Origin of the sequence: Arthrobacter sp. FW306-05-C (assembly GCF_021801725.1) — a bacterium.
In the GTDB taxonomy this organism is placed as follows: Bacteria; Actinomycetota; Actinomycetes; order Actinomycetales; family Micrococcaceae; genus Arthrobacter.
The window spans coordinates 525,194-549,757 of record NZ_CP084556.1; the positions used below are offsets into that span (position 1 = coordinate 525,194).

The 24,564-nt window shown below is 66.2% G+C and carries 24 protein-coding genes, 1 tRNA gene and 1 other RNA gene; 12 read left to right on the plus strand and 14 right to left on the minus strand.

What is annotated here, in order from left to right; all coding sequences use genetic code 11:
* The first annotated feature begins 154 nt into the window (after positions 1 to 154).
* Entirely contained in the window at positions 155 to 580 is a 426-nt protein-coding gene (locus LFT44_RS02580; protein WP_236800926.1) for a CoA-binding protein, read from the plus strand.
* 27 nt (positions 581 to 607) lie between these two features.
* On the opposite strand, the gene LFT44_RS02585 is transcribed toward LFT44_RS02580, so the two are convergent.
* Positions 608 to 1,642, minus strand: coding sequence for an isopenicillin N synthase family dioxygenase (locus LFT44_RS02585; protein WP_236800927.1), 1,035 nt, complete (start codon positions 1,640 to 1,642; stop codon positions 608 to 610).
* Between the two features lie 45 nt (positions 1,643 to 1,687).
* Between LFT44_RS02585 and LFT44_RS02590 the strand changes: the two genes are divergently transcribed.
* The 5 genes from LFT44_RS02590 (at position 1,688) to LFT44_RS02610 (ending at position 4,398) form a co-directional block, all read left to right on the plus strand.
* Complete coding sequence (locus LFT44_RS02590; RefSeq protein ID WP_236800929.1) at positions 1,688 to 2,101, plus strand: MmcQ/YjbR family DNA-binding protein; 414 nt, start codon at positions 1,688 to 1,690, stop codon at positions 2,099 to 2,101.
* The gene (locus LFT44_RS02595) at positions 2,094 to 2,648 is read left to right on the plus strand and encodes a DUF1990 family protein (RefSeq protein WP_236800931.1); all 555 of its coding nucleotides are present in this window, start codon (positions 2,094 to 2,096) and stop codon (positions 2,646 to 2,648) included. Before LFT44_RS02590 ends, LFT44_RS02595 begins: the two co-directional genes overlap by 8 nt.
* A complete protein-coding gene (locus LFT44_RS02600) occupies positions 2,645 to 2,962 on the plus strand; it encodes a putative quinol monooxygenase (RefSeq protein WP_236800933.1) in 318 nt (105 codons plus the stop codon). The genes LFT44_RS02595 and LFT44_RS02600 overlap by 4 nt, the downstream gene beginning before the upstream one ends.
* A 77-nt stretch (positions 2,963 to 3,039) precedes the next feature.
* Positions 3,040 to 3,333 carry a DUF503 domain-containing protein gene (locus tag LFT44_RS02605; RefSeq protein ID WP_236800935.1) on the plus strand — a complete coding sequence of 98 codons (294 nt, stop codon included), beginning with the start codon at positions 3,040 to 3,042 and terminating at the stop codon, positions 3,331 to 3,333.
* Positions 3,334 to 3,456: 123 nt separating this feature from the next.
* Positions 3,457 to 4,398: a hypothetical protein gene (locus tag LFT44_RS02610; RefSeq protein WP_236800936.1), complete on the plus strand. Its 942-nt coding sequence runs from the start codon at positions 3,457 to 3,459 to the stop codon at positions 4,396 to 4,398.
* A 70-nt stretch (positions 4,399 to 4,468) separates the two neighbouring features.
* Here LFT44_RS02610 and purL read toward each other — a convergent pair whose 3' ends face one another.
* Genes purL through purS form a run of 3 tightly spaced genes read right to left on the minus strand, consistent with a single transcriptional unit; the run spans position 4,469 to position 7,801 of the window.
* Positions 4,469 to 6,778 carry a phosphoribosylformylglycinamidine synthase subunit PurL gene (gene purL / locus LFT44_RS02615; RefSeq protein WP_236800937.1) on the minus strand — a complete coding sequence of 770 codons (2,310 nt, stop codon included), beginning with the start codon at positions 6,776 to 6,778 and terminating at the stop codon, positions 4,469 to 4,471.
* The gene (gene purQ / locus LFT44_RS02620) at positions 6,775 to 7,548 is read right to left on the minus strand and encodes a phosphoribosylformylglycinamidine synthase subunit PurQ (protein ID WP_236800938.1); all 774 of its coding nucleotides are present in this window, start codon (positions 7,546 to 7,548) and stop codon (positions 6,775 to 6,777) included. Before purQ ends, purL begins: the two co-directional genes overlap by 4 nt.
* A gap of 1 nt (position 7,549) precedes the next feature.
* The gene (gene purS, locus LFT44_RS02625) at positions 7,550 to 7,801 is read right to left on the minus strand and encodes a phosphoribosylformylglycinamidine synthase subunit PurS (protein WP_015935902.1); all 252 of its coding nucleotides are present in this window, start codon (positions 7,799 to 7,801) and stop codon (positions 7,550 to 7,552) included.
* Between the two features lie 271 nt (positions 7,802 to 8,072).
* Here purS and LFT44_RS02630 point away from each other — a divergent pair, with 271 nt between their 5' ends.
* Complete coding sequence (locus LFT44_RS02630) at positions 8,073 to 8,258, plus strand: hypothetical protein (RefSeq protein WP_236800939.1); 186 nt, start codon at positions 8,073 to 8,075, stop codon at positions 8,256 to 8,258.
* Between the two features lie 273 nt (positions 8,259 to 8,531).
* On the plus strand, positions 8,532 to 11,639 hold the full coding sequence (locus LFT44_RS02635) for a S8 family serine peptidase (RefSeq protein WP_442863779.1): 3,108 nt from the start codon (positions 8,532 to 8,534) through the stop codon (positions 11,637 to 11,639).
* A gap of 89 nt (positions 11,640 to 11,728) precedes the next feature.
* Here the strand turns inward: LFT44_RS02635 and LFT44_RS02640 are convergent, their stop codons facing one another.
* The 4 genes from LFT44_RS02640 to LFT44_RS02655 form a co-directional block, all read right to left on the minus strand.
* On the minus strand, positions 11,729 to 12,061 hold the full coding sequence (locus tag LFT44_RS02640; protein WP_236800941.1) for a serine protease inhibitor: 333 nt from the start codon (positions 12,059 to 12,061) through the stop codon (positions 11,729 to 11,731).
* Positions 12,058 to 13,011, minus strand: a complete 954-nt coding sequence (locus LFT44_RS02645; RefSeq protein WP_236800942.1) for a 3-methyladenine DNA glycosylase — start codon at positions 13,009 to 13,011, stop codon at positions 12,058 to 12,060. Before LFT44_RS02645 ends, LFT44_RS02640 begins: the two co-directional genes overlap by 4 nt.
* Positions 12,968 to 13,537 carry an SSI family serine proteinase inhibitor gene (locus LFT44_RS02650; protein WP_236800944.1) on the minus strand — a complete coding sequence of 190 codons (570 nt, stop codon included), beginning with the start codon at positions 13,535 to 13,537 and terminating at the stop codon, positions 12,968 to 12,970. Before LFT44_RS02650 ends, LFT44_RS02645 begins: the two co-directional genes overlap by 44 nt.
* Before the next feature lie 87 nt (positions 13,538 to 13,624).
* Positions 13,625 to 14,110, minus strand: a complete 486-nt coding sequence (locus LFT44_RS02655; RefSeq protein ID WP_236800945.1) for a MarR family winged helix-turn-helix transcriptional regulator — start codon at positions 14,108 to 14,110, stop codon at positions 13,625 to 13,627.
* A gap of 77 nt (positions 14,111 to 14,187) precedes the next feature.
* Between LFT44_RS02655 and LFT44_RS02660 the strand changes: the two genes are divergently transcribed.
* Together LFT44_RS02660 and LFT44_RS02665 are read left to right on the plus strand one after the other, a co-directional pair.
* Positions 14,188 to 14,430: a hypothetical protein gene (locus tag LFT44_RS02660; protein WP_236800946.1), complete on the plus strand. Its 243-nt coding sequence runs from the start codon at positions 14,188 to 14,190 to the stop codon at positions 14,428 to 14,430.
* 117 nt (positions 14,431 to 14,547) lie between these two features.
* Complete coding sequence (locus LFT44_RS02665) at positions 14,548 to 14,763, plus strand: hypothetical protein (protein ID WP_236800947.1); 216 nt, start codon at positions 14,548 to 14,550, stop codon at positions 14,761 to 14,763.
* A 111-nt stretch (positions 14,764 to 14,874) separates the two neighbouring features.
* Here the strand turns inward: LFT44_RS02665 and LFT44_RS02670 are convergent, their stop codons facing one another.
* The 5 genes from LFT44_RS02670 to LFT44_RS02690 all read right to left on the minus strand — a co-directional run bounded on the left by LFT44_RS02670 (position 14,875) and on the right by LFT44_RS02690 (position 21,135).
* Positions 14,875 to 16,233: an aspartate kinase gene (locus LFT44_RS02670; protein WP_236800948.1), complete on the minus strand. Its 1,359-nt coding sequence runs from the start codon at positions 16,231 to 16,233 to the stop codon at positions 14,875 to 14,877.
* Between the two features lie 211 nt (positions 16,234 to 16,444).
* A complete protein-coding gene (gene recR, locus LFT44_RS02675; protein WP_236800949.1) occupies positions 16,445 to 17,044 on the minus strand; it encodes a recombination mediator RecR in 600 nt (199 codons plus the stop codon).
* Between the two features lie 76 nt (positions 17,045 to 17,120).
* Positions 17,121 to 20,648, minus strand: coding sequence for a DNA polymerase III subunit gamma and tau (locus LFT44_RS02680; protein ID WP_442863760.1), 3,528 nt, complete (start codon positions 20,646 to 20,648; stop codon positions 17,121 to 17,123).
* A gap of 21 nt (positions 20,649 to 20,669) precedes the next feature.
* Positions 20,670 to 20,766: signal recognition particle sRNA small type (gene ffs / locus LFT44_RS02685), an RNA gene on the minus strand.
* Between the two features lie 45 nt (positions 20,767 to 20,811).
* Entirely contained in the window at positions 20,812 to 21,135 is a 324-nt protein-coding gene (locus tag LFT44_RS02690) for a hypothetical protein (RefSeq protein ID WP_236800952.1), read from the minus strand.
* Positions 21,136 to 21,466: 331 nt separating this feature from the next.
* Between LFT44_RS02690 and LFT44_RS02695 the strand changes: the two genes are divergently transcribed.
* Positions 21,467 to 21,551: transfer RNA gene (locus LFT44_RS02695), tRNA-Ser, on the plus strand.
* Between the two features lie 114 nt (positions 21,552 to 21,665).
* Here the strand turns inward: LFT44_RS02695 and LFT44_RS02700 are convergent.
* The gene (locus LFT44_RS02700) at positions 21,666 to 22,601 is read right to left on the minus strand and encodes an oxygenase MpaB family protein (RefSeq protein WP_236800953.1); all 936 of its coding nucleotides are present in this window, start codon (positions 22,599 to 22,601) and stop codon (positions 21,666 to 21,668) included.
* A 188-nt stretch (positions 22,602 to 22,789) separates the two neighbouring features.
* On the opposite strand from LFT44_RS02700, the gene LFT44_RS02705 reads away from it, so the two are divergent.
* Complete coding sequence (locus LFT44_RS02705) at positions 22,790 to 24,505, plus strand: M23 family metallopeptidase (protein ID WP_236800954.1); 1,716 nt, start codon at positions 22,790 to 22,792, stop codon at positions 24,503 to 24,505.
* Positions 24,506 to 24,564 lie beyond the last annotated feature (59 nt).

The window sequence follows — 24,564 nt, forward strand, 5'->3', positions numbered from 1 at the left end:
CGGGATGGTCAAGAACCACTACAGCGCACTGAATCGTCGAGAGCAAACTCTCGCGTTTAGGTGCGTAATATTCGTTCACAGCCGCATGTTCGGAGAAGGATCATTCTTTTATTCGATCCAGGCTGCTACTCCGGGCAGAGCGTAGGCTAATCCCATGGGCCACACGAACGATCCTGCAGTCATCGAACGCCTCATGCGAACCAAGGGGCGTTGGGCCATCGTTGGCCTGAGTACCAATGAGTGGCGGGCCGCCTATGATGTGTCGCTGTTCATTCGCGACAGGCTGGGCAAGGAAATCATCCCGGTGAACCTGCCCGGCGACGCTGTCCACGGCGAAACCGGGTACCGCACCCTCGGTGACATTCCGGCGGAAAAGCGGCCCATCGACGTCGTGGATTGCTTCGTGAACTCACAGAAGGTGGGCAGCGTGGTGGACCAGGCTATTGCCGCGGGGGCGAAAGCTGTTTGGCTCCAGCTGGGGGTTATCGACGAGGCAGCGGCGGAGCGCGCCAAGGCCGCGGGGCTGGACGTTGTCATGAATGCCTGCCCCGCACAGCTCGCGTGGAAGTACAGCCTCTAACGTCCGGAGTCCCAGCGTAGGTGGCCATCAACCCTGGCGCCGCAGCAACTCCGGATAGTGCTGCTCGGTGACGTCCGGGTGCGCCCGCATCCTGCCCTTGAGCATGTTCATGCCGAAGGACGCCAGAAGCGGGTTGGCGGGATCGTCGGTGATCCCCCGGGCGGCTGCTTTCAATTCCGGGGCCAGCGGCACGGGGTCGATCACCGCGTCCAGTCCCGGCGACCAGAAGAACGGCACCGAGTAGCGGTCAACGCCCGGCGGGGGCGCCTGCACGCGGTGGATGGTCGCTGCCAGGTACCCCTCGGTGGCGACTTCGAGCATCTCGCCAAGGTTCACCACCAGGGCTCCGGCGAGGGGTTCCACCGGCAGCCACTCGGTGGTTCCGGGCGGCAGCACTTCAAGGCCGCCCACCTCATCCTGCAGCAGGAGGGTCACGAAGCCGTAGTCCGCATGCGAGCCCACGCCTTGGTCTCCGGCGGCCTCCACCACACCGCCCACGTAGTGCACCAGCTTGCCCATCCATGCCGGTGAATCCCGGAAGGGCTCGTCGAAGTAGTCCTCGGGCAGCTGCAGGGAAACAGCAATGGCCCGCAGCAGCTCCATCCCCACCCCGGACATCAGGTCCGCCCACTCCATGGCGGCAGTCTTCAGCTCTGGCAGGGTTTCATCCGGCCACAGGTTGGGTCCCTGCAGCAGCCAGTAGGGCTGGTCGTCCGGATAATCCCTGACCGGCTCCCGCTCCGGTGAATAGTCAATTTGCTCACGGGCGTCTGCCCGGCCCTGGGTCACCTCCGTGCCCATGCGGGTGTAACCGCGGAAGTGCGGGGAGAGGCGGTTGTCCAGCTTCATCCGTTCCTCAAGCGGCAGGTCGAAGAAGCGCCGGATCAGGTCCAGGAGTTCTTCGGCTTGGCCGGGCCGGCCGCCGTATCCGGTGATTTGGAAGAACCCAACATCGTGGGTGGCATGCCGCAACTGCTCAATAAACTCAGGGCGGAAAGCCCCGTAAGGCTGCCGTGCGGAACTCAAATCCAGAACAGGTATTGCTCCCTGGTCACGTGCCATCCTCGCACACTAGCACCGTGCAGGCCTGCTTTATAGGCTTCCTTTATGGACCCAACTGCCCTGCGGGAAATCTGCCTGAGCTTTCCAGGCGCCTTTGAGGATTATCCGTTTGGTCCGGAGACCGCGGTGTTCAAGGTGCGTGCGCACATCGCCGGCGGGGCCCGCCACGAGGCCAAATTGTTTGCCCTGTCATCCATGGACCAGGCCGACTTCTATGTGAACCTGAAGTGCGAACCGGCCCTGGCCGTCCAGCTGCGCGCAGTGCACCCCGCGATCACCGGCGCGTGGCACATGAACAAGACCCACTGGAACGGCGTCCGCCTTGACGGCTCGCTGCCGGACGGCATGGTCCGGGACATGGTGGAGGACTCGTATGACCTGGTGGTGGCAGGCTTGAGCCGGAAGCAACAGGAGCAACTGGGGTGGGCACGCCTCGGGAGGGCAGGCGGCAATGAGTGAAGAGGGACGGGTGCCGGGCGAGCTCGGGTACCCGGGGATGGGTGGCACCGAGCAGGGCAGGGCGCCCGAAGGTTATGACCGCGTCCTTGAGGAAGCACGGCTGGGCAGCGGGCTGGACGTTTACCGGCGCGTGGCGGACGGCATCCTGGGCTGGGAACTGCAGCGGCGGGCAGGACTTCGGGTCCGCGCAGATTCGCCGCGGGCCGTGGCCGGGGCCCGCGTGGTGAGCGGATTCGGCGTCGGATCCTTCCGTCTGCCCGCACCCTGCCAGGTGGTGTGGGTCCACGAGCCGGCCCCTGACGGTGTTCCCCAGTCCGCCGGCTTCGGATACGGGACGCTGCCAGGACACCCGGCCCGCGGGGAGGAATCGTTTGAGGTGGAGATCAACAACCAAGGCGAGGTGTGGTTGAGGATCCGGGCCTTCAGCAAGCCCTCCAACTGGTTCTATGCCGCCGGCGGCCCGGTCACCCGGGCGACGCAGCGCTACGTTACTTCCCGGTACATTGAAGGAGCACGCAGTCTCGCCGCGGAAGGAAAATCCCAGTGATCTTTATCGTCGTAAAATTCAAGGTCAAGCCCGAGTGGGCGGAGCGCTGGCCCGATCTCGTAGCTGATTTCACCAAGGAAACGCGGCAGGAGCCCGGCAACCTCTGGTTCGACTGGTCCCGAAGCCTGGACGATCCCAATGAATACGTCCTCGTGGAAGCCTTCAAAGACGACGCCGCCGGTGACCACGTGAACAGCGACCACTTCAAGAAGGCCATGGCTGACATGCCCCAGGCCCTCGCCGAGACGCCCAGGATCATCAGCCGCCAGCTCGACGGCGAAGGCTGGGACCTGATGGGCGAACTCACCATCTAAACCCCCATCGATTGCTCCGTATGTGTCGTTTTGGGCCACCCAAACGACAAATACGGAGCAATCGATAGCATGAAGCCATGTGGATCGGCTGGATCGAATTCGACATCCTCCTTGGCGACGTGCACAGCCTGAAGGAGAAACGTTCCGTGGTCCGGCCGCTCGTGGCCGAACTCAAGCGGCGTTTCGAAATTTCAGTGGCCGAGGTGGGGGACCACAGCCAGTACCGGCGCACGCAGCTTGGTGCGGGGCTTGTGGCAGCCGACCGCGCGCACCTCGTGGAGGTGCTGTCCGCCGTCGAACGCTTCGTGGCGGGCCGCCCGGAGATTGAGCTGCTCAGCGTCCGCCAGCGGGAACTGCACAGCGAGGACTGATCCCACCCCATCGATTGCTGAGCATTTGTCGTTTTCACGCGCCAAAACGACACCTGCTCAGCAATCGATGAAGGGTGTGGATAACTTCTGCGGCACTAATCCTGGTTCTGGTGTCATGGACCGATGAAGACGCCACGCTCATTACCGGAGGAACTCCGCGGCCGCCCCTTCACCTTTGCAGACGCTGCTTATGCGGGCCTGTCACCGCGGCGTTGGCGGCACGATTCGTTGGAGCGCTTCGGCCGGGGAATCCGGATGGAAGGTACGACGGCGGGACTTTCGTTGGGCGCGCGGGTCCGGCCATTCATTGAGGTCAACCAGCTTTGTGCTGCCTCGCATGTTACGGCCGCAGAGCTCCATTCGCTGCCGCAGCGGCGCCAGGACCACACCTCTGACGTCTACCACCTCATCCGTCCAGAGGGCGCAGCCCACCTGGACAGGCCCCACGTCATCGTGCACCGCATGAAGGTGTATGAGGACGAAATCATCAGAAGTGACGGCATTCCGGTCACGACGCCGGCGCGTACCTGGCTCGACATGGCCGAGCTGCTGTCCGTTGACGAGCTCGTGGCGATGGGGGACAGCTGCGTCCGCGTGCCCAGGCCGGAGTTTGAGGACCGGGACATGCCCCTGTGCAGCATAAGGGACCTGCAACGGACGATCGACAGGCACCGGGGAAAGCGGGGAATCCGGAAGGCGAAAGAAGCTCTGGCGCTCGTTCGGGTCGGATCGGACTCACCGCAGGAAAGCTTGCTCCGGCTCGCGATTGTCCGCGCGGGCCTACCCGAACCCGAGTTGAATGTCCCGATCATTGCCGAGGACGGCAGCAGGCATCACGAGCCTGACCTTTCCTACCGCAAATACAGGATCGGAATCGAGTACGAGGGCGACCACCACGGCGAGGAATGCCAGATCGCCAGGGACATAACGCGCTCCGAACGGTACGCCGCGTTGGGGTGGACGGAGGTCAGGATCTCCAAGCGGCACATGGTCAACGATGCGAAGCCGGCCGCAGCCAAAGTCCTGGTCGCCCTGGCCCAGGCAGGCTGGCGAAGGGGCTCTTAAAAACGATTGCTGCGTACTTGTCGTTCTGACGGTTCAAAACGACAAGTACGCAGCAGTCGATGGGTGGGGATCAGCCGAAGTACTTCGGCAGGGTCCCTTCGTGGGCTTCGCGGAGGGCGTCCAGGGACAGGCCCTCCACACCGTTGATCTCCAGTTTGCCGCTGGCGGCGTCCACCACGCCGATGCGGGCGTGGGCGAAGCCGCGGGCGGTGCACATGTCCGTGAAGCGGACTTCCTCGGAGCGGGGAACCCCTACAACGGCACGGCCCTGGGACTCGGAGAAGAGCGCCGTGAACAGGTCCACGCCGTCCCGGTCCATGATGTCCTGCAGGGCGATCCGGGCACCGACGCCGTAGCGCAGCGAGGACTCCACGAGGGCGGCCGCGAGGCCGCCTTCGGACAGGTCGTGCGCGGCGTCGATCATGCCGTCGCGGGATGCATTGATCAGGATCTCACCCAGTGCGCGCTCGGCCTCGAGGTCGACCTTCGGCGGCTGGCCGCCCAGGTGGCCGCGCATGTTGGCCCATTCGGAACCATCCAGCTCGGCACCCGTGGTGCCCAGCAGGTAGATGGCCTGGCCGTCCTCGCGCCAGCCTGACGGCGTGCGGCGCGCGACGTCGTCGAGCTTGCCCAGGACTGCCACCACGGGGGAGGGGTGGATGGGCGTGGTGCCTGTCTGGTTGTACAGCGAGACGTTGCCGCCGGTGACCGGGATGCCCAGCACCATGCAGGCGTCGGACAGGCCGCGGATGGCTTCGGCCAGCTGCCACATGACGTCCGGGTCCTCAGGGGAGCCGAAGTTCAGGCAGTCGCTGACGGCCATGGGGATGGCGCCCGCGGTGGCAACGTTCCGGTACGCCTCGGCCAGCGCCAGCTGCGCGCCGTGGTACGGATCCAGGTAGGTGTAGCGGCCGTTGGCGTCGGTGGCCAGGGCTACGCCCAACCCGGTTTCCTCATCGACGCGGACCACGCCGGCGTCATCCGGGAATGCCATGGAGGTGTTGCCGCCCACGTACCGGTCGTACTGGTTGGTGATCCAGGACTTGGAGCACATGTTCGGCGATGCCACGAGCTCCGTGACGGCCTTGGCGAGTTCAGCCGGAGCCGCCGGGCGGCCGGCGTCCTGCACTGAACCGGTGAAGGTGTCGGCCTGGACGGCGTCCTGCCACTCGGGGCGGGCGTAGGGGCGGTCGTAGACCGGGCCGTCGTGCGCCACGGTGCGGGGATCGACGTCGACAATCACGTCGCCTTCCCAGGTGATGATGAGGCGGCCGGTGTCCGTCACCTCGCCCAGCCAGGAGTACTCCACGGCCCACTTGTCCATGACGGCCTCGAACGCTTCCACGTTCTCCGGGGTAACCACGGCCATCATGCGTTCCTGCGACTCGGACATCAGGATCTCGCCCGGGGTCAGCGTGGGGTCGCGCAGCAGGACGGAGGTCAGTTCCACCTGCATGCCGCCGTCGCCATTGGATGCGAGTTCTGACGTGGCGCAGGAGATGCCTGCCGCGCCCAGGTCCTGGATACCCTCCACCAAGGAGCCCTTGAAGAGCTCCAGGCAGCACTCAATGAGGACCTTCTCGGCGAACGGGTCGCCCACCTGGACGGCGGGACGCTTGGACGGCTTGGTGTCGTCGAAGGACTCGGAGGCCAGAACGGACGCGCCGCCAATCCCGTCGCCACCCGTGCGGGCACCGAACAGGACCACCTTGTTGCCCTTGCCTGACGCGTTGGCCAGGCGGATGTCCTCATGGCGCATGACGCCCACGGCCAGGGCGTTGACCAGCGGGTTGCCCTGGTAGACGGAGTCGAACACCATCTCGCCGCCGATGTTGGGCAGGCCCAGGGAGTTGCCGTAGCCGCCGATTCCGGCCACGGCTCCATGCATGACGCGGGCGGTATCCGGGTGGTCGATGGCGCCGAAGCGCAGCGGATCCATGACGGCCACGGGGCGGGCACCCATGGAGATGATGTCGCGGACGATTCCGCCGATGCCGGTCGCGGCACCCTGGTAGGGCTCAACGAACGACGGCGAGTTGTGCGATTCGATCTTGAAGGTCACGGCCCAGCCGTCCCCCAGGTTGGTCACGCCGGCGTTTTCGCCGATGCCCACCAGCATGTCTTTCTTCATTTCCTCGGTGACCTTCTGGCCGAACTGGCGCAGGTGGTTCTTGGAGGACTTGTACGAGCAGTGCTCGCTCCACATGACGGAGTACATGGCCAGCTCGGCGCCGGTGGGGCGGCGGCCCAGGACCTTGACGATCTCGTCGAACTCGTTCTGCTTCAGGCCCAGCTCGGCCCAGGGCAGCTCGGTGTCCGGGGTCTTGGCAGCGTTCTCGACGGTGTCGATATTGAACTTCTTGGTGGTTTCGGTGGTCACTTGTCGCCTCCCACAATCTTGTTCAGTACGGAGGTGAAGAAGCCCAGGCCATCGGTGTCGGAACCACCGATGCCATCGAGCGACTCGGGGCCGAAGCCCGGCTCCACGGCGTGTTCGGGGTGCGGCATGAGGCCCACCACGTTGCCGGCCGCGTTGGAGATGCCGGCGATGTCGCGGCGGGACCCGTTCGGGTTGAAGCCGACGTAACGGAACACCACGCGGCCCTCGGCCTCAAGGGCGTCCAGCGTCTCCTCATCCGCGATGTACTGGCCGTCCTGGTTCTTCAGCGGGATGGTGATTTCCTGCCCCGCCTGGTAATCCAGGGTCCAGGCCGTGTTGCTGTTCTCCACGCGGAGTACCTGGTCGCGGCAGAGGAATTTCAGGTGGTCGTTCTTGATCATCGAACCGGGCAGCAGGTGCGACTCGGTGAGGATCTGGAATCCGTTGCAGATGCCGAGGACGGGCAGCTTGGCGTCAGAGTTTGCGGCGTCGATGATCTTTGACATCAGCGGTGCGAAGCGGGCAATGGCGCCGGCCCGGAGGTAGTCGCCATAGGAGAATCCACCGGGGATGATGACGGCGTCCACGTCGCCAAGTTCGGCGTCGCCATGCCAAAGTTCGACGGCGGTGGCACCGGCCAGGCGGACGGCGCGGGCAGCATCCCGGTCGTCCAGGGTGCCGGGGAAGGTAACGACGCCGATCCGGGCGCCAGCGAGGCGCGGCTCCGCCGCGACGGCGACAGCCTCGCCGATCAGGGGAAGTTCACTCATCTCAGGCCTCGACGACCTCGACGTTGACGACGTCTTCGATCACGGGGTTGGACAGGAGGGTTTCTGCGGCATCGCGGGCCTGGGCCAGGATTTCCTCGGTCACCTCGCCGTCGACCGTCAGTTCGAAGCGCTTGCCCTGGCGGACAGAGCTGAAACTGGTGAAGCCCAGCCGGGGGAGAGCGCCAACGATTGCCTTCCCCTGCGGGTCCAGAATCTCGGGCTTGGGCATGACGTCAACAACGATCCGGGGCATCCGGTAACTCCTGTGCGTGAGCTTGGGTAAGGGCGCAGCGGAGTGGTGCCGTCTCACGCCGTACCAGGGTGTTGGGGACAAGGGGTCACCTGCATTGGTTCACCATGAGGTCGGGCGCTCCGCGAGCTTGCCCTATCATTCTACCGGCCCGGGCGCGTCCCTTTGTATTCGGCGGATTGGGGGGGGCAGGAACGCCGCGTGGGGCGCCGGATCCCGCTCCGCGGCCAAGGGTGGTCTGGAGTTGCCCGAAGGCCTTCATTAGGATTGCTGGATGGCTGAGAATTCAAAGTCCGTGTTGTTGCCCGTGGTTGCCGCGGCGGTGTTCGCCGGCCTGGGCAGGATGGTCTTCCAGAAGATCAAGGCGGACAGATTGGCCCGCGAGACGCGGATGGCCGGCCCGGTGGATGAAAAGACCAGGCAGTGGATCAGCGAGGTGGTGCGGACTCCGCGCCACTAGTCCGCCTCCCGGCTCCTAACTCGTCAGGGCGTCCTTCGGGGCGCCCTTTTTCACGCGCAGGGACTGGCAGTACAACGCGTGTGACAAGCGAAAATTTTTCAAATGTGCTCTATGTCATATCCCGCTCTCAGTCTGTACTCTGTGAACAGTCTGGTCTCAGCAAATTACAAAACCTGTAATTCCCTCTGCAGTGCCAGTCGTTCGGGGGCGCCCACCAAGTCTGGGCGGCACATCGTGAAAGGGTTGCACGTGAAATCAACTGGAAAGAGCCCCTTGCGGGCTGGGGGACTCCGGAAGGCGGCCGCGCTGGCCGTCGGGTTGCCCCTTATCCTCAGCTCGCTGGCTGTGGGCCCCGCTTCGGCGGCCCCTGGCGGCCAGGGAGGGGGCAATGCTTCCTCCAGCGCAAAGGACAGTCAGTTCAAGGACGGCCGGTACATCGTGGTGCTGGCCGGACCCGCTGCTGCCGCGTATGAAGGGGGAACTGCCGGGCTGGGTGCAACCAAGCCCCAGCAAGGCAGGAAGCTCGACGCCGGCAGCCCCAACTACAAGGCCTACGACGCCCACCTGCGTAAGCAGCAGCGTGATGTTGCGGCCGCCCAGGGAGTCACTCCGGCCAAGCAGTACACCGCAGCCCTGAACGGGTTCAGTGCGGAGCTGACCGCGGCGCAGGCTTCGGCGTTGTCCAAGGACAGTCGCGTCCTGGTGGTCGCACCGGATGTTGAAAACAAGCCGGACTACACCACCACCGACTTCCTCAAGCTCACCGGTCCCGATGGTTCCTGGGCCACGCAGTTCGGTGGACAAGCCAACGCCGGCAAGGGCGTGGTGGTGGGCGTCATCGACTCCGGCTACGCACCCGACAACCCCTTCCTGCAGGGCGAAGCGCTGAAGCCGCTGCAGGGCAGCCCGCAGGTCGGTGTTCCCTATCGCACCGCTGACGGCAAGATCGCCATGCTCAAGGCAGACGGCACCACCTTCGAGGGTGAATGCCAAAAGGGTGAGGGGACCGGGGCAGGCTTCGACGGATCGCTCTGCAACTCCAAGGTCATCGGTGCCCGATACTTCGCCGATTCCTTCCTTCAGTACGTTGCACCGGGGAACCGGGCCCCGGAAGAGCAGATCTCCCCCGTGGACGTCGGCAGCCACGGCACCCACACCGCCACCACGGCAGCCGGCAACGCCAACATCGAGCAGGTCATTGACGGGGCCAGCTTCGGCAAGAGTTCAGGTGTTGCCCCGGCCGCCAAGGTCTCCGTGTACAAGGTCTGCTGGGAGGACACCAATCCGGACACCGGCGGCTGCTACTCCTCGGCTTCGGTTGAGGCTGTGGAAGCAGCCATCAAGGACGGCGTCGACGTCCTGAACTACTCCATTTCAGGAAACAACAACAGCACCACCGATCCTGTCGCGCTGGCCTTCCTGAACGCTGCAGCCGCAGGAATTTTCGTCTCGGCTTCCGCTGGAAACTCCGGCCCCACGGCCTCCACCGTGAACCACGCGTCGCCGTGGCTGACCACGGTGGCCGCTTCCACCTTCCCCAGCGACCTGCAGGGCACAGTCAAGGTATCCGACGGCTCGCTGTACCGCGGCGCCTCCATCATGAAGTCCGAGGTGGCTGACAAGCCCGTTATTGTCGCCGCTGCAGCCGCCGCTCCCGGCGCCGCGAATCCCAACCTGTGCGGTCCGGGAACCCTTGACGCCGCAAAGGTGGCCGGAAAGGTCGTGGTCTGCGACCGCGGCGTGGTGGACCGGACTGCCAAGAGCAAGGAGGTTATGGACAAGGGCGGCGTGGGCATGATCCTGGTGAACCTCACCAGCAGCTCCGAGGACGCGGACAACCACGTCATCCCCACGGTCCACGTCAACGCCCCCAAGAGCCTGGAACTGAAGTCCAAGCTGGAAGCCAACCCGGCGCTGACCGTCAGCCTGGTCAAGGGCGACCTGACGGGTCTGCCCCCGGCTCCGGCGCCCCAGATCGCAGGCTTCTCGTCACGCGGACCCACCCTCGCCTCAGGCGGTGACCTGCTGAAGCCGGACATCTCCGCGCCGGGCGTCAACGTCCTGGCCGGGGTCTCCACCATCGGCAACCACGGTGACCAGTTCGGATTCATGTCCGGCACTTCGATGGCCGCACCCCACATCGCCGGTTTCGGCGCCCTGGTCCTGGGCAAGCAGCCCAAGTGGACCCCCGCCATGGTCAAGTCCGCCATGATGACCACGGCGTACCCGCTGGTCAATGCCGATGGCTCGCCCAACACCGACCCGTTCCAGGGCGGTGCCGGGCACATCGATTCCACCAGGGTCCTCGACCCAGGCCTGGTGTACGACTCCGGCATCCAGGACTGGCTCGGCTTCCTCAACGGCCAGGGCGTGGACACCGGTGCTCCGCAGGCAGGCTCCATCGCTGCCCGCGACCTCAACGTTCCCTCCATTGCCTTGGGCAGTCTGGTGGGGGAGGTCCAAGTGAAGCGCAAGCTGACTGCGCTGGTGCCGGGCATGTACCGGCCCGAGGTGAACATGCCTGGCTTCAACGTCAATGTGGAACCCAAGGCCCTGAACTTCGCCAAGGCGGGCCAGACCCGCGAAGTGACCGTGACCATCCGCAACGTCAGTGCACCCGTGGGCAAGTTCAGCACCGGAAGCCTCACCTGGAAGGGGCCGCGGACGGTGAGCTCACCGATCGCAGTCCGCCCGGTTGATGCCCAGATTGCCCCTTCGTTCTCGTTCAGCTCCCCCACCGGCACCGGCAGCGGCACCATGGAACTGGTGTCCGGTTCGGACAGCCCCATCGCCGTAGGCGTGGAGGGCCTTGCACCGCTGAGCCAGACCGCCGTCACCAAGACGCCGGGCGAGTACGCGCCGACCAATGACGCGCACAACGCCCTGCTCCAGGTGAAGGTGCCCGCGGGCGCCTCGTTTGCCCGGCTGGGCATCCAGGCGCAGTCGAACGACGTCGACTGGGACATGGTGGTCTACACACCCAACGGTTCCGGCGGGCTGACGGCCACCCAGGTGGCCACGGCGTCTGCCAGTGAATTCCTGGACATCGAATCGCCGCGTGCCGGAACCTACTACGTGGTGGCCAACCTGTACGCCACACCGGACAACGGGCCGGCCACTGCTTCGGTGCAGGCGGTGAGCTTCGCCGGTGACGCGGGGAACCTTACGGTGAACCCGAACCCCATCGTGGCACCGAACGGAACCGCCACCTCGGCCACGCTGAACTGGACTGGACTCGCGGAAGGCTCCTACCTCTCACGGCTGAGCCTTGGCAGCAACGGCATCAAGACCTGGGTGAACGTCCAGGTGGGAGCCGGCTCTGCCCCGGCCCCCGCCGGGGCTCCCCAGCTTGGCCTGGCCCAGGCGGTACCCGCCACCTGACCGGGTAGACATGGGGGGAGGTCCCGGGTGGTCGTCAGGCCGCCCGGGACCTTTTTCCGTTCCCGCGGCTTCTTCCGTTGCCGGGGTAGCTAGGTGGCCGTGCCGCCCAGCAAAGGGGCCATGGCTTTCCAACGTGCGATTTCGCACCCATCTGTGCGGGTGAAGGTGGAGTGCACGCTGCGCCCCCGGAATGTCCCGGTGACCACGGCTACCTGCGGGCCGCCGTACTGCTGGGTGCACAGCTTGGGCGGTCCGGGCTTGGGGAAGAAGATGTCCTCGCCGAAGCGCTCCACGGCTGCCAGGGCCGCCCCTGGATCCGGCAGGGTGGTCCCTGGATCGGGGTGGCCATCGTTGGCCAGCAGGCGGAATACGTGTTCGGGAGCTTCCGGGTCCTCCTGGATGCTGATGGTCAAATCGATCACCGGGATACCCCTTCTGCCGTGGCCCCAAGCTCCGCCGCGAGCCTGTTCCGCAGGGTCCCCGCTTCCGCTGCAAATGCCCGCTGGTGCTCGACGTAGGCGGCTTTGCCCTGGGGCGTCTCGATGGCAATGGCAGGGTACCCCCAGTCGGCCAAATCGTAGGGGGACGCCTGCATGTCCATGGCCCTGATTCGCCATGACAGTTCAAAGCAGTCCATGACCAGCTCGCTGGACAGTGCAGGCAGTAGTTTGTAGGCCCACTTGTAAAGGTCCATATTGGCGTGGAGGCAGCCCGGTTGCTCCAGGTGCCGCTGGGTTTCCCGGCTGGGGGAATGTTCATTGAGCGGGATGGCGTCCGGAGTGTAGAAGCGGAACGCGTCGAAGTGGGTGCAGCGGATCCTGTTGTCCTCCACCACCTTGTCGGTGCCGGCCGCTCCGAGACGGAGCTGCAGGTACTCGTGCCGGAGGTCGAACTTATCCTGGCGGTAGACCATGGCCCACTCGTGCAGGCCGAAGCAGCCAAACTGGGCGGGCCTGGCGGCAGTGCCGCGAAGGATGATGCCGGCAAAGGCCACTGCTTCCCGGCGGTCGTCGAGGAAGGCGCTCCGGTCGAAGGTGACCGCGGTGCTGCCTGCAGCCAGCCCCAGGGAGGCGAGCTCGCCGTCGTCGAGCTTCCGGTAATGCTTCCAGCCAACCCGTGTGGAGGCCTGGCTGCCGGTGAGGACCGTACCGGCACCTGGGTGCCAGCGCTTCAGCTGGCCCGGTTTTTGGGTGTAGTAGGTGAAGAGGAAATCCTCCACGGGATGTTTTTGCCCGGCGGACCGGCGGGCCAGGTAGGGATCGGCATAGCGGCTGACACGCTGCACGTGGGCCTCCTCCCTGTCCCGCGCACAGTCCGCCGCCAGGAGCTTAAGAGGCTCCACCGGCCGCGCCCAAAACGTCCTTCGCGGCATCCCACGCACTGATTTCACATCCGTTGGTCCGGGCGAAGGATGAATCGACGGCGACACCGTCCACCACACCCGTAATGGTCGCCTTCTGCGGGCCGCCGTACTGCTGCGTGCAGGCCTGGGCGCCGGACGGTTTCGACGGCGCCAGGATGTCCGGATTTGCCTTGATCGCCGCACAGGCGGCAGCGGCATTGGGATGGCTGCTTTCCGCGGCCGGCGTCCCCGAGCTGCAGACCAGGGTGTAGTCGAGCTCCGCTGCGCCCTGGGACGGCACCACGGTGATTGCCAGTTCGGCGTTCCCCTGCCCCGGTCCGGCGCTTGGCCGCGAAGTGGCGGGGGCAGGGGCCGCTACCGAGGTTTCAGTGTCAGGGGAGGGGGTGGCAGAGCCAGCGGCAGAACTGGAGGAGCTGCCCGGATTGGTCGAAGGTGCTGTGGACGCGGACGTGCCGCTGTCAGGGGTACCACTGCAACCGGAGACCAGCCCAGCGGTCACGGCCAGGAAGACTGCGAGTGTCCGAATATTGCGCATCAGTCCACCTCTCGTTCGTCCCGTAATTCTAGTCGCTTGACCGGGTGTCGGCAGTCCCCGGCAGGACCTCGCTCGGTTCGACTGGGGTCACTGCGAGGTGGCAGCGATGAGCCCCATCATCGAGGCATGCAGTTCAGTGACCTGTTCGCGGGTGAGCCCCAGCCGTTCCATCATGGTTCCCGGGACCTGCAGTGCCTGTTCCCGCAGGGCCGCCCCCTTGGGAGTCAGTTCGACGGCGAGTGCACGCTCGTTCCCCTCGGCCCGCCGCCGTGTGATCAGATCCGCTGCTTCCAGCCGGCGGAGCAGTGGAGAAATGGTGGCCGGTTCCTGCGCGAGCGCCTCACTGATGTTCCGCACTGTCCGTGGGCTGTCTTCCCACAGGCAGAGCATCACCAGGTACTGCGGATGGGTGAGGTTGAGCTTTTCCAGTACCGGTTTATAGGCCCCCACCACGCTCCGGGCAGCCACCGTGAGGGCAAAGCAGAGCTGGTGTTCCAGCAGCAGGTCTTCCTCTTGGACCCCTGCCGCTGCCGCGTCTGTCGCTATTGCTTCCGTCGCCGTTGTGGCGGTCATGGCCCCTCCAACTGTTAGTGCACTAATCATTAGTGTACATTTAATGGAGGTAGAGGGTGAGTGGAAGGAACTTCTTCATGGGTAGGAACAAGTCCGCGGACAAGGGCAACGCCTCCCAGCGCTTCATGCGCGTCACAGGAAAGCTGCGGGCAGTCTTCGGACCCGCCAGCCGCACCGCCCTGGGGCACGACATGACTGAAGAGAACCGCAGGCTGCTTGCCCAGCGCCAGGCGGAGACCCAGCAATGGGAAACCATCACCAGGGCGGACGGCAGCACCTACGTCGTCCCAAAGAACCCTGAAGACCGCTCCCTGCGCTAGAAGTTCCGCGCCGTCGACTCCGGCGCCTTTTTTACTGCCCGGGCTTAAAATAAGGGCACTGGCTCCCGCCGGAGCCGGCTGCACTTTCGCCCGAGGCTCGGGAAGGGGGTGGATACAGTGGCACATGTCCTCAGCGGCTTCATGAGCCTGACTGAGAGGCTCCGCTTCGTCTTCGGTCCCGCCACCCGACTGGATACCGATGCGCCGGTGGTGCACAAGCACGATGAATTCGAACAGGCCTCCGAAGAGGAACTTACGCACTTCGTGGTCGAAACCGACTCCAACGGACACCACTACGCCGTGCGCCGCGAAGACCTGGAACGCGGGAGCTGATTCTTCCCGGCACGCTCCGCTGATACCTGGAAGCCCAGAGCACCAAAAAGCCGGGCTGCCTTCCCCTTGGCAAACCCAGGGAAGGCAGCCCGGCTTTTTGCCGGCGCGGCTCTAGCGGCCGGTGCCGCCGTAGACCGTGGCTTCGCTTTCGGTATCGAGTCCGAACGCTTTGTGGATGACGCGCACGGCCTCGTCGAGCAGGTCGGCGTGGGTCACCACGGAGATCCGGATTTCGGACGTGGAGATCATGTTGATGTTGATGCCGGCATCGGACAGCGCCTTGAAGAAGGTGGCGGAAACGCCCGGGTGGGACCGCATGCCGGCGCCGATCAGGGACAGCTTGCCGATCTTCTCGTTGTATTCGATGGCCTCGAAACCGATCTGGTCCTGCGCGGCGTGAAGGGCAGCCAGGGCGTCGGCGCCTTCAATGATGGGAAGCGTGAAGGAGATGTCGGTCTTGCCGGTGCCGTGGGTGGAGACGTTCTGCACGATCATATCGATGTTCGAGTGCGCGTCGGCGATGACCTGGAAGATCGCGGCGGCCTTGCCGGGGATATCGGGGACGCCGACTACGGTGACCTTCGCTTCGGAACGGTCGTGCGCAACGCCGGAGATGATTGGCTGCTCCAAGGCAACTCCCTCTTGAGTGGTGATCTTGTCGTCGGCGCTGGGGATGACCCAGGTGCCTTCATGCTGGCTGAATGAGGAACGGACGTGCAGCGGCACACCGAACCGGCGCGCGTACTCAACGCACCGCAGGTGGAGGATCTTGGCGCCCGAGGCAGCGAGCTCCAGCATCTCTTCGCTGGAGATGGTGTCGATCTTCTGCGCCGACGGGACAACACGCGGGTCGGCGGTGAAGATGCCGTCCACGTCGGTGTAGATCTCGCAGACATCAGCTTCAAGGGCTGCGGCCAGCGCCACTGCGGTGGTGTCGGAGCCGCCACGGCCCAAGGTGGTGATCTCGTGGGTGGTGCGGCTCATCCCCTGGAAGCCGGCCACGATGGCGATGTTGCCCTTGTCCAGGGCGGTGCGGATACGGTGCGGGTCGACGTCGATAATCCGGGCCTTGCCGTGGATTCCGTCGGTGATCATGCCCGCCTGGGACCCGGTGAAGGACTGGGCGGAGGCGCCGAGCTTGTTGATGGCCATGGCCAGCAGCGCCATGGAGATGCGTTCGCCGGCCGAAAGGAGCATGTCCATTTCGCGGGCGGGCGCGGAGTCGGTGACCTCGGCGGCGAGGTCAAGGAGTTCGTCGGTGGTGTCGCCCATTGCCGAGACAACCACCACTACCTCGTTGCCGGCCTGCTGGGCAGCCACCACCCGGGCGGCGACGCGCTTAATCCCTGCAGCGTCCGCAACGGAGGAGCCGCCGAATTTCTGCACAATGAGCTGCTTGGTCACCGCGCCGGCGGCGGGAGCTGCCTGCGGCTGTGTTGCGTTGTGCACTTCGGTGGTGGGCGTACTCATGCGCGTACCTTCGTTGGGTCAATTGGAGTTCTGGGAGGCCAGGCGGCCCGGGCGCCGGGTGGGCGCGGCATTCCTTGGGACAGTTTATCGCCGTGCCCGGAGGGACGTTTAATTGTGACCACATACCGGCCACGGCACATGGTGGCGTCGGCTCGGGAAGGCGGCGGCTCCAGGTTGGATGATGTACGACGGCGGATGGCGGCCCGGTGCGTCAGCCCAGGGCGTTGCGGCGGCCTTCGAACGCCCGGCCCAAAGTGACCTCGTCGGCGTATTCCAGGTCGCCGCCCACGGGTAGGCCGGAGGCAAGGCGGGTGACGGCAATGCCGATGGTCTTCAGCATGCGGGCCAGGTACGTGGCTGTTGCCTCACCCTCGAGGTTGGGGTCGGTGGCGATGATGACTTCCTGGATCTCGCCGTCGTTCAAACGGGTGAGCAGTTCGCGGATCCGCAGTTGGTCCGGTCCCACACCGGCAATGGGATTGATGGCGCCGCCCAGCACGTGGTACCGGCCGCGGAACGACCGGGTGCGCTCCACTGCCAGCACGTCCTTGGACTCCTCCACCACGCAGATTACAGCGGGATCACGGCGCGGGTCGCGGCAGATGTTGCACAGCTCCTGCTCCGTGACGTTGCCGCAGACCGTGCAGAACTTGACCCGTTCCTTGACGGTGGTGATGGCCTCCACCAATCGCTTCATGTCCTGGGGATCAGCTTCAAGGATGTGGAACGCCAGCCGCTGCGCGGACTTGGGTCCCACCCCCGGAAGGCGTCCGAGCTCATCGATCAGCTCCTGGACAGCACCTTCGTACACGTTTCCCTCTTCAGATTGGTATGGATGCGGGTGGATCGGTCACGGGTTGTGGCTGCCGGGGCAGCCTTGCCCAGGGTCAATAGCGTGGCGGAACAGGGCTGCCGTCCAGGGACCGCTCTTCAATCAGCTTGCCACCCAGGATGCGCTCCACAGCCGCCCGGCCGAACACACCCGACTCCTCAATGGTTTCGTCATCGGCGCTTGGGATGTCCTGGACATAGGCACTGGGAGCGGCGGTTGCCCTGGCGGGCGCCTTGGCACGACCGGCCTCAGCTTCCGGACTGCTTGAAAGCCGCTGGTACAGGCTTTGCCGTGTTTCGGTTCTTCCGGCGGCCGGGGCAGTTGCAGGCGCTTGTGGGCGCGCCGGTGCAGCGGGTGTAACAGTGGCGGGTGCAACAGTGGCTGGCGAAACCGTGGCGGGCGCAGCGGAGGCCATGGCGTATTCGGGTACCGGGGCGGGCTCCGGTGACGACGCCTGGTAGCTTTCCGTGGCGGAGGCCGGGTGGCCGTTGCCGGAAACTGACCCCGGATCCCAGCCGTGCCCTGGCGTGGCAGCAGGCAGCGGGGCCACGGGAATCGAGGGCGGCACCTGGGCCGTTGCCGGCGCGTAGTGCGGAACGGTGGCCTGTGCTCCGATGTTGTCGCTGCCGGAGGCGGCTACGGGTTTGGCACCCACGTTGCTCTTGTCTCCCACAACCCAGACGCCGGGAGCCTGCTCCACGGCCCGCGTCCATGGATCGTGCGGCACGCCGGCCGGCTCAGCGGAGGGGTTCGCGGACTGGGGGGCGGCACTGTCCGCGCGCGGAGCGACGGCCGAACTTCCGTGGGCCCGCGTACCAGCCCCCTGGCCGTCGGCAGGCGGGCGGCCGCCGGGTGCAGGGGAGGACGGGGCGCTGCGGTTGGCAGGACCCCCGGAGGGCTCCCAGTCCATGGGAGGTTCCTCGTCCAGCGGGGGAGCGTCCTCGTCCCGGGGCGGTCCCCAGTCATCATCGGAGTAGGAGTAGTCACCGCCGGTTGACGAGTGCGGGGACTGGCCGGGGTAAGGGCCGGAGGCGCCACGTGGGGTTTCCGGCCTCCCGGCCGCCGCCTGGACGGGTTCAGGGGCCTGCTGGCCGCGGCCGTTCACACCCTGTGGCGGATCTGTTTCAGCGATGTCGCCCGCAGCGGGCGTGCCCTTCGGTGCGGCCGTTGCCGGGCTGGCGGCAACGGCAGAGCTCCCGGAACTTCCGCTAATGGCGGAGGTACCGGCAGTGGGGGAACCACCGGAACGTTCACTTGGTTGGGCTGCCGGGCCGTCCGGAGTTCCGGGGGCGGTCCTGGACGTGGTCGAAGGGGCCGGCGCCTGCTGGAACGTTGAGGCAGGGGCCTGTGCCGGTGAGGCCGGTTGGACGGGCGAGGCAGGGGCCTGTGCCGGTGACGCCGGTTGGACGGGCGAGGCAGGGGCCTGTGCCGGTGAGGCCGATTGGGCCGGCGCAGGAGCCAGACCCCAGGCAATGTCAGCTGAAGTGGCCGGAACCACCGGGCTGGCGGGCACTTTTGGGTTTGGCTCAGAGCTCGCCTGGCTGGCGCCACCGGCAACGGCGTGGATCTGGCAGTCAAGGCCAACGGTCCTGTGGATGGCCTGGCGAAGGTTGTCGGAGTGGTCTGCCCGGCCGAAGGCGCCTGCAAGTCCGGACGTGGTGAAAGCCAAGGTGAGGACGCTGCCGTCGAACGCGCTTACCTGCGCATTGGGCTCAACCAGCGCCCAGGTGCTGCGCTTGATCTTGGACAGTGCCTGGAGGACGTCGGGCCACGCCCTGCGGAGGACCTCCACATCACCCATGGCCGGGGGACCGGAGGGCGCTGTCCTGCCCGGTGCAGCCTGCTGCGGCGCGGGTGCCTGGTTGCCCGGGGCCTGGGGCGTGGCGGGCGCATTGGAAGCCTGCCCGGGTGCCGCCCGGTGATCCTGTGGCTCGGACGCTGGGCCTGCATGCGGCGAAGCGTTCGCCTCCGGCACTGGGTGGTTGGAAACTGCAGTCCCGGGGCCCTGCTGTGTCCGGGCCCGGGCGGGTTCTTCCACAGGCCAGTCGCTGGTGCTGACCCTTGGTGGTGTAAGCGGGCTCCGCGGTGCTTCGGCGGCGGGAGGGCTCTGGCTGCCGGCCGCGGGTGCGGCAGACGCAGCGGGCATGGACGGAATGGTCGGCTCCTGGGCCGGCTGCGCGGCAGGGCTGGTCGGCGCCTGCTCGCGGCCCGCTTCAGGGCTGGCTTGCTCCGGGGCAGGGCGGGGGCCGGCTGATGACGTGCCGGAAGCCGCGGCAGGAGTTCCAGCAGGGGCTGCCGCCGTTGCTGCCTCTGTCGGGCCTGCCTGAACTGCGGCTGCTGGTACTGCCGGGGCTGCGTCGGCGGGAGCTCCGACGTCGTTTCCTGCGTAGTTCAGCCGCCGCTCCACGCGGTCGATCCGTGCAGCCATGCCGCGTTCGTTCTGCTCAGAGCTGGGCAGCAGGATCCGGGCACACAGCAGTTCCAGGTGCAGCCGCGGCGACGTGGCACCGGTCATCTCCGTCAAAGCGGTATTGGTGACATCTGCGGCGCGGGAAAGTTCCGCGGCGCCGAGGTTGTGGGCCTGGTTCTGCAGCCGTGCGATCTGGTCGGCCGGCATCCCGCGAAGGATGGCGTGGGCGCTTTCGGGCATTGCCTGGACAATGATCAGGTCGCGGAATCGCTCCAGCAGGTCCTCCACGAACCGGCGAGGATCGTGGCCGGTCTGGATGACCCGGTCCACGGCGCGGAAGACGGTGGCGGAATCGGAGGCGGCGATGGCCTCCACGACGTCGTCCAGCAGTGAGGCGTGGGTGTACCCCAGCAGCGCGACGGCGAGTTCATAGTCGAGGCCGTTGGGCCCTGCGCCTGCCATGAGCTGGTCCAGGACGGAGAGCGAGTCACGGACGGAGCCGCCGCCGGCCCGGATGACCAGTGACAGCACGCCCGGGGCAACGGGGACGTTTTCTTGGCGGCACAGGAGCTCGAGGTACGCCATCAGCGGCTCAGGCGGCACCAACCGGAACGGGTAGTGATGGGTCCGGGACCGGATGGTGCCGATGACCTTGTCCGGCTCCGTGGTGGCGAAGATGAACTTGATGTGTTCCGGCGGCTCTTCCACGATCTTCAGCAGGGCGTTGAACCCGGCAGAGGTGACCATGTGGGCTTCGTCGATGATGAAGATCTTGTAGCGGTCGCGTACGGGGGCGAAGGTGGCCCGCTCGCGGAGGTCCCGTGCGTCGTCGACGCCACCATGGCTCGCGGCGTCGATCTCGATGACGTCGAGGGAGCCGGAGCCGCCACGTGCCAGCTCGATGCAGCTGGGGCAGGTTCCGCAGGGGGTGTCGGTGGGACCCTGGGCGCAGTTGAGGCAGCGGGCCAGGATGCGGGCGGACGTGGTCTTTCCGCAGCCCCTGGGGCCGGAAAAAAGGTAGGCGTGGTTGACCCGGTTCTTCCGCAAAGCCGTCATGAGCGGCTCGGTGACGTGCTCCTGCCCGATAACGTCAGCGAACGAGTCGGGACGGTATCTGCGGTACAGGGCGGTAGTAACTGTCACAGAGAAAACCCTACCAATCCGGGCTGACATCATGCCGCCCTGTGGGGGAATAGTAAAGACCCCCCATGCACCCGCCAGAGCCCGTCTACCCTTGCTACCTTCCGGTCCTGGGGGAGTTCAACAGGATGACGCCACATGAGGGGCCGTCAGATACTTTACCCGAACATGTGGCCCGACTCGAATCGGGTTCCCGTCACCGCCAGCCTTCCACGCGCCAGGTCATGAAGGCGGGCTCCTCGTACGGGTGCGCGGCACGCAAAGCAGCCACGACGGCGGCCAGCACCTGCTCTTCGATCACGCACTCGATGCGTTCCTCGGCAACTATTTCAGGGGTGCCTGGCCGTCCAAGGAAGGGCCGGGCGCCTTCTTGCGGTGTGAACCTCCCGGTCCCCGGCGTGACGAAAGAGCAGTGGGAGTAATTGCCCACGCGGCCAGCTCCAGCGTCGCCGATGGCATCCAGAACCTCCCGGGTGTGGGACGTGGGGACGTAAACCACCAGTGCATGCAGCTCTGCCATGGCCCCTATCCTGCCCGATGCCGCAAGGGGCCGGACACTTCGCGCATTCCATTGCTTATCCCCGCCGCAGCCGCGATCATTGGAACGTACACCGATTGGGGCAATCTCAAGGTTGTGAGCTGCGTGGCCTGGTTGGACGGGACGGACCCGGCAGCTCAACGGTGCACCAGGGAATGGGCGCATTGGGGGCGTCCATTTTCAGATTAAAGACGCCGACAGAAGTCTCCGCGGTGTGCGGACGCCGACGCCCCAAAGCTGCTCCGGACGGGCCAATTGGGCGATGCGGAAAAGTTCAGGTAATCTGGTACCTGCTTTTGATTCAGAAGCAGATGGAGAATTCGCCTAGCGGCCTATGGCGCACGCCTGGAACGCGTGTTGGGTTAACGCCCTCGGGGGTTCAAATCCCCCATTCTCCGCCGGTCAAGAACCCGGCCCCAGCAAACGTTGGGGCCGGGTTCTTGCTTTTCGCCGTCGTCGGCACTCTTTTCCCTGGCTTTTTCATGTCGCCGGCCTTGTCGGCGAAGGCTCGCTTACGCCAGGTCCGCCGACGGCTCCCCGAGCCGTGTCAGGCGCTGCCTCGCGGCGATTTCACTCGGACCCATGCGCCGGCCAATGCCGCCCAGGGCGAGGTGTACGACGCCGAGCACCACCTTCGTGGCCAGCCTCACCGGAAGGGGAAAGGGGCCCAGCCGTGGTACAGAAAGCCCCAGCATCTCGCGGTACCGGGGTTCCAGGCTGTATACGGCGCCGGCAAACAGGATGCGGTAACCGGGCCTCAGCAGGGGATGGAGCGGAGCGTTGCGGAGGAACTGCACGGTTTCCTCCACCCGTCCGTCTGCCCTCAGCTGGCCCTGCGCGTACCACCTGTCCAGTTGGCTGCGCATCTCCGCTTCAGTCGTCGGCGGGTTTTCCACCCCCATCATCCGGCCCGCTTGTGCCCACTCCCGGACGTAGGCGTCGGCGCCGCCGGGAATGGGGCCGCCCCAGGTCTTGTGGGCTGCGAGGAAGCCGTCCGTGAAGGCGATGTGGATCCAGCCGGCGAGTGCCGGATCGTTGGCACTGTAGGTGCGCTGGCCGCCGTTGTTGTCCTGGTAGCTGCCCTGGACCGGCTCGTGGAGGTGGCGGACACGCCGTGTTGCCTCCTCCGCCGCCGCAGTGGATCCGTACGTCACCGTGAAGATCCAGCGGATGGTGTTGGCCAGCCGGCGCAGGGGGTCATCACGGAAGTTGGAGTGCTCGTGAACGCCCGCCAAGGCGCCCGGATGCAGCGACTGCATCAGCAGCGTGCGGATGCCTCCCACGATGGGCGTCATGGAGCCGTGTACAGCCCAGACCGCTGAACCGGGCAGGTGGTAGCCGGCGTCGTCGCCTTCGGCCAGGCGCAGCGACCACTCCGGCGGGGCGTCGGCCTTGCCTGAAAAGGTCTTTTTGACTTCGTCCCGCCATGTACGAAGGACATTGCGCATGAACCATTGTTGCCCATTCCGGCCCGGACAGCAGTGCTCATGGCTTCAAGCGCAGATCCGCATCCCCCTAAGGCCCGATAAAAAACCCGTAATGCCCCGGCCCGGGGTTTCCACCTGTGAGGTCCTGTGGTCCCATGGGACATACCGTCGAGACAACGTGCGGCAGGCCACGTCGTGGAGTCAGTCAATTGGCGAAGAAATCCGTGTCCGGCAGCAGGAAGCCGGAGCAGCGAACGTTTCCCCCCGTTGCCCGCGCCGCCGCCGCTGCAGGTGTGATGGCCGCGTCTGTTTACGCCGTCAACCTTTCCGCCGCAGAACCGGGACAGCTGGCAGGGTCCGTGGCGCCTGCCGGAGTCAATCCGGGTGTTGCCGCTCCCTTCGGAACCCCGGACGCCGGCACGGGCCAAAAGGTGCAACGGCAATCAGCTCCGCCGGCATCGGACCAGGTTGTTGCGGGCGCACTTCCGCCTGCCATCCTGTCCGATCCGCAGGTCACCCTGGCGTTCCCGCACACCTCGATTGGAGGCGCCGACCAGGTGGGACCGGGGGCCCTGACCTTGGGACCCGCCGGCGCAGGCAGGCCGTTGGCCGGCTTCCTGATGTCACCGCTCCAGTCCCTTGACGCCAGTTCGCCTTACGGTCTCCGGGTCAGCCCGCTCAGCGGGACAGCGGGGGACTTCCATTTGGGCCAGGACTACGCAGCGGCCTGTGGCACGCCCGTCTACGCCGCTGATTCAGGTGTTGTGCGGGCCGCGGGCTGGCATCCTTGGGGCGGCGGCAACCGGATAGAGATCGACCACGGCGACGGCCTCATCACCACCTACAACCACCTTGAGTCCATCGGCGTGCGTACCGGCGACACGGTGAAGGTGGGCCAGGTTCTTGCACGCGTGGGCACCACGGGATGGTCCACGGGCTGCCACCTGCATTTTGAGGCCATCCTCAACGGCCGCTACACCAACCCCCTGCGGTGGAGCTTCCTCCAGCTCCGCGCGCTGGGCCAGGTTCCGGCCGACATGGTGTCGTTCGCGCCGGGGCAGGGGACCTCCACCGGCACGATCAGCTGGACCATTCCCCTCCAAGTGGACCCGGGCGATGGATCGCCCGCGGCCGGGCTGCTCCCGTCGCCATTCCCGCCGCTCCTGCCACGTGTTCCGAACCCGCTGCCGTCCGAACCTACGGGTATTGTTCTCCCGCCTCCCAGCGCGCAAAGGACGACGTCGGCCCCGCCACCGCCCGAACCTTCCGGAGGTGCCGTGCCGCCTTCGTCCGGCCCGGCACCCAGCGGACCGCCGGCTGCTGAGCCAGCCCCGGCGCCGTCGCCCACTTCGCCGAGTCCGTCGCCGTCGCCGTCGCCGTCGCCGTCGCCCGCAGAGCCAGCCAACCCGACTCCTACGCCTACTGAGCCTGCGCCGACTGAGCCGGTACCGAGTGAGCCTGCCCCGTCCGAACCTGTTCCGGCGCCGGATGAACCGGGCCCGATCGAGCCTGCGCCGACTGAGCCTGCGCCCATCGAACCGGTACCGAGTGAGCCGGCCCCGTCCGAGCCGGCACCCACGGATCCTGTTCCATTGCCCACCGAACCTGCCCCCATCGAGCCCGCACCTATCGAGCCCGCGCCTATCGAGCCCGCGCCCATCGAACCTGCGCCCATCGAACCTGCACCTATCGAGCCCGCGCCTATCGAGCCGGCGCCCATCGAGCCGGCGCCCATCGAGCCGGCGCCCATCGAACCGGCGCCCATCGAACCTGTTCCGCCGCCGCCGGAACCGGCACCGGCACCGCAGCCAAGCGAACCCCTGCCAACGGCGCCCGCACCTGAGCCGGCGCCGACGACGGTGGCGCCTGCGCCAAGCCCCACGCCCTCGTTGACTGGACCTGCACCAACAACGCCGCCCGCCTAAGGAAATTTCATTCCTGACCCGTACATCGGGGGCACGGCATCGAACTCCCCATATGAACA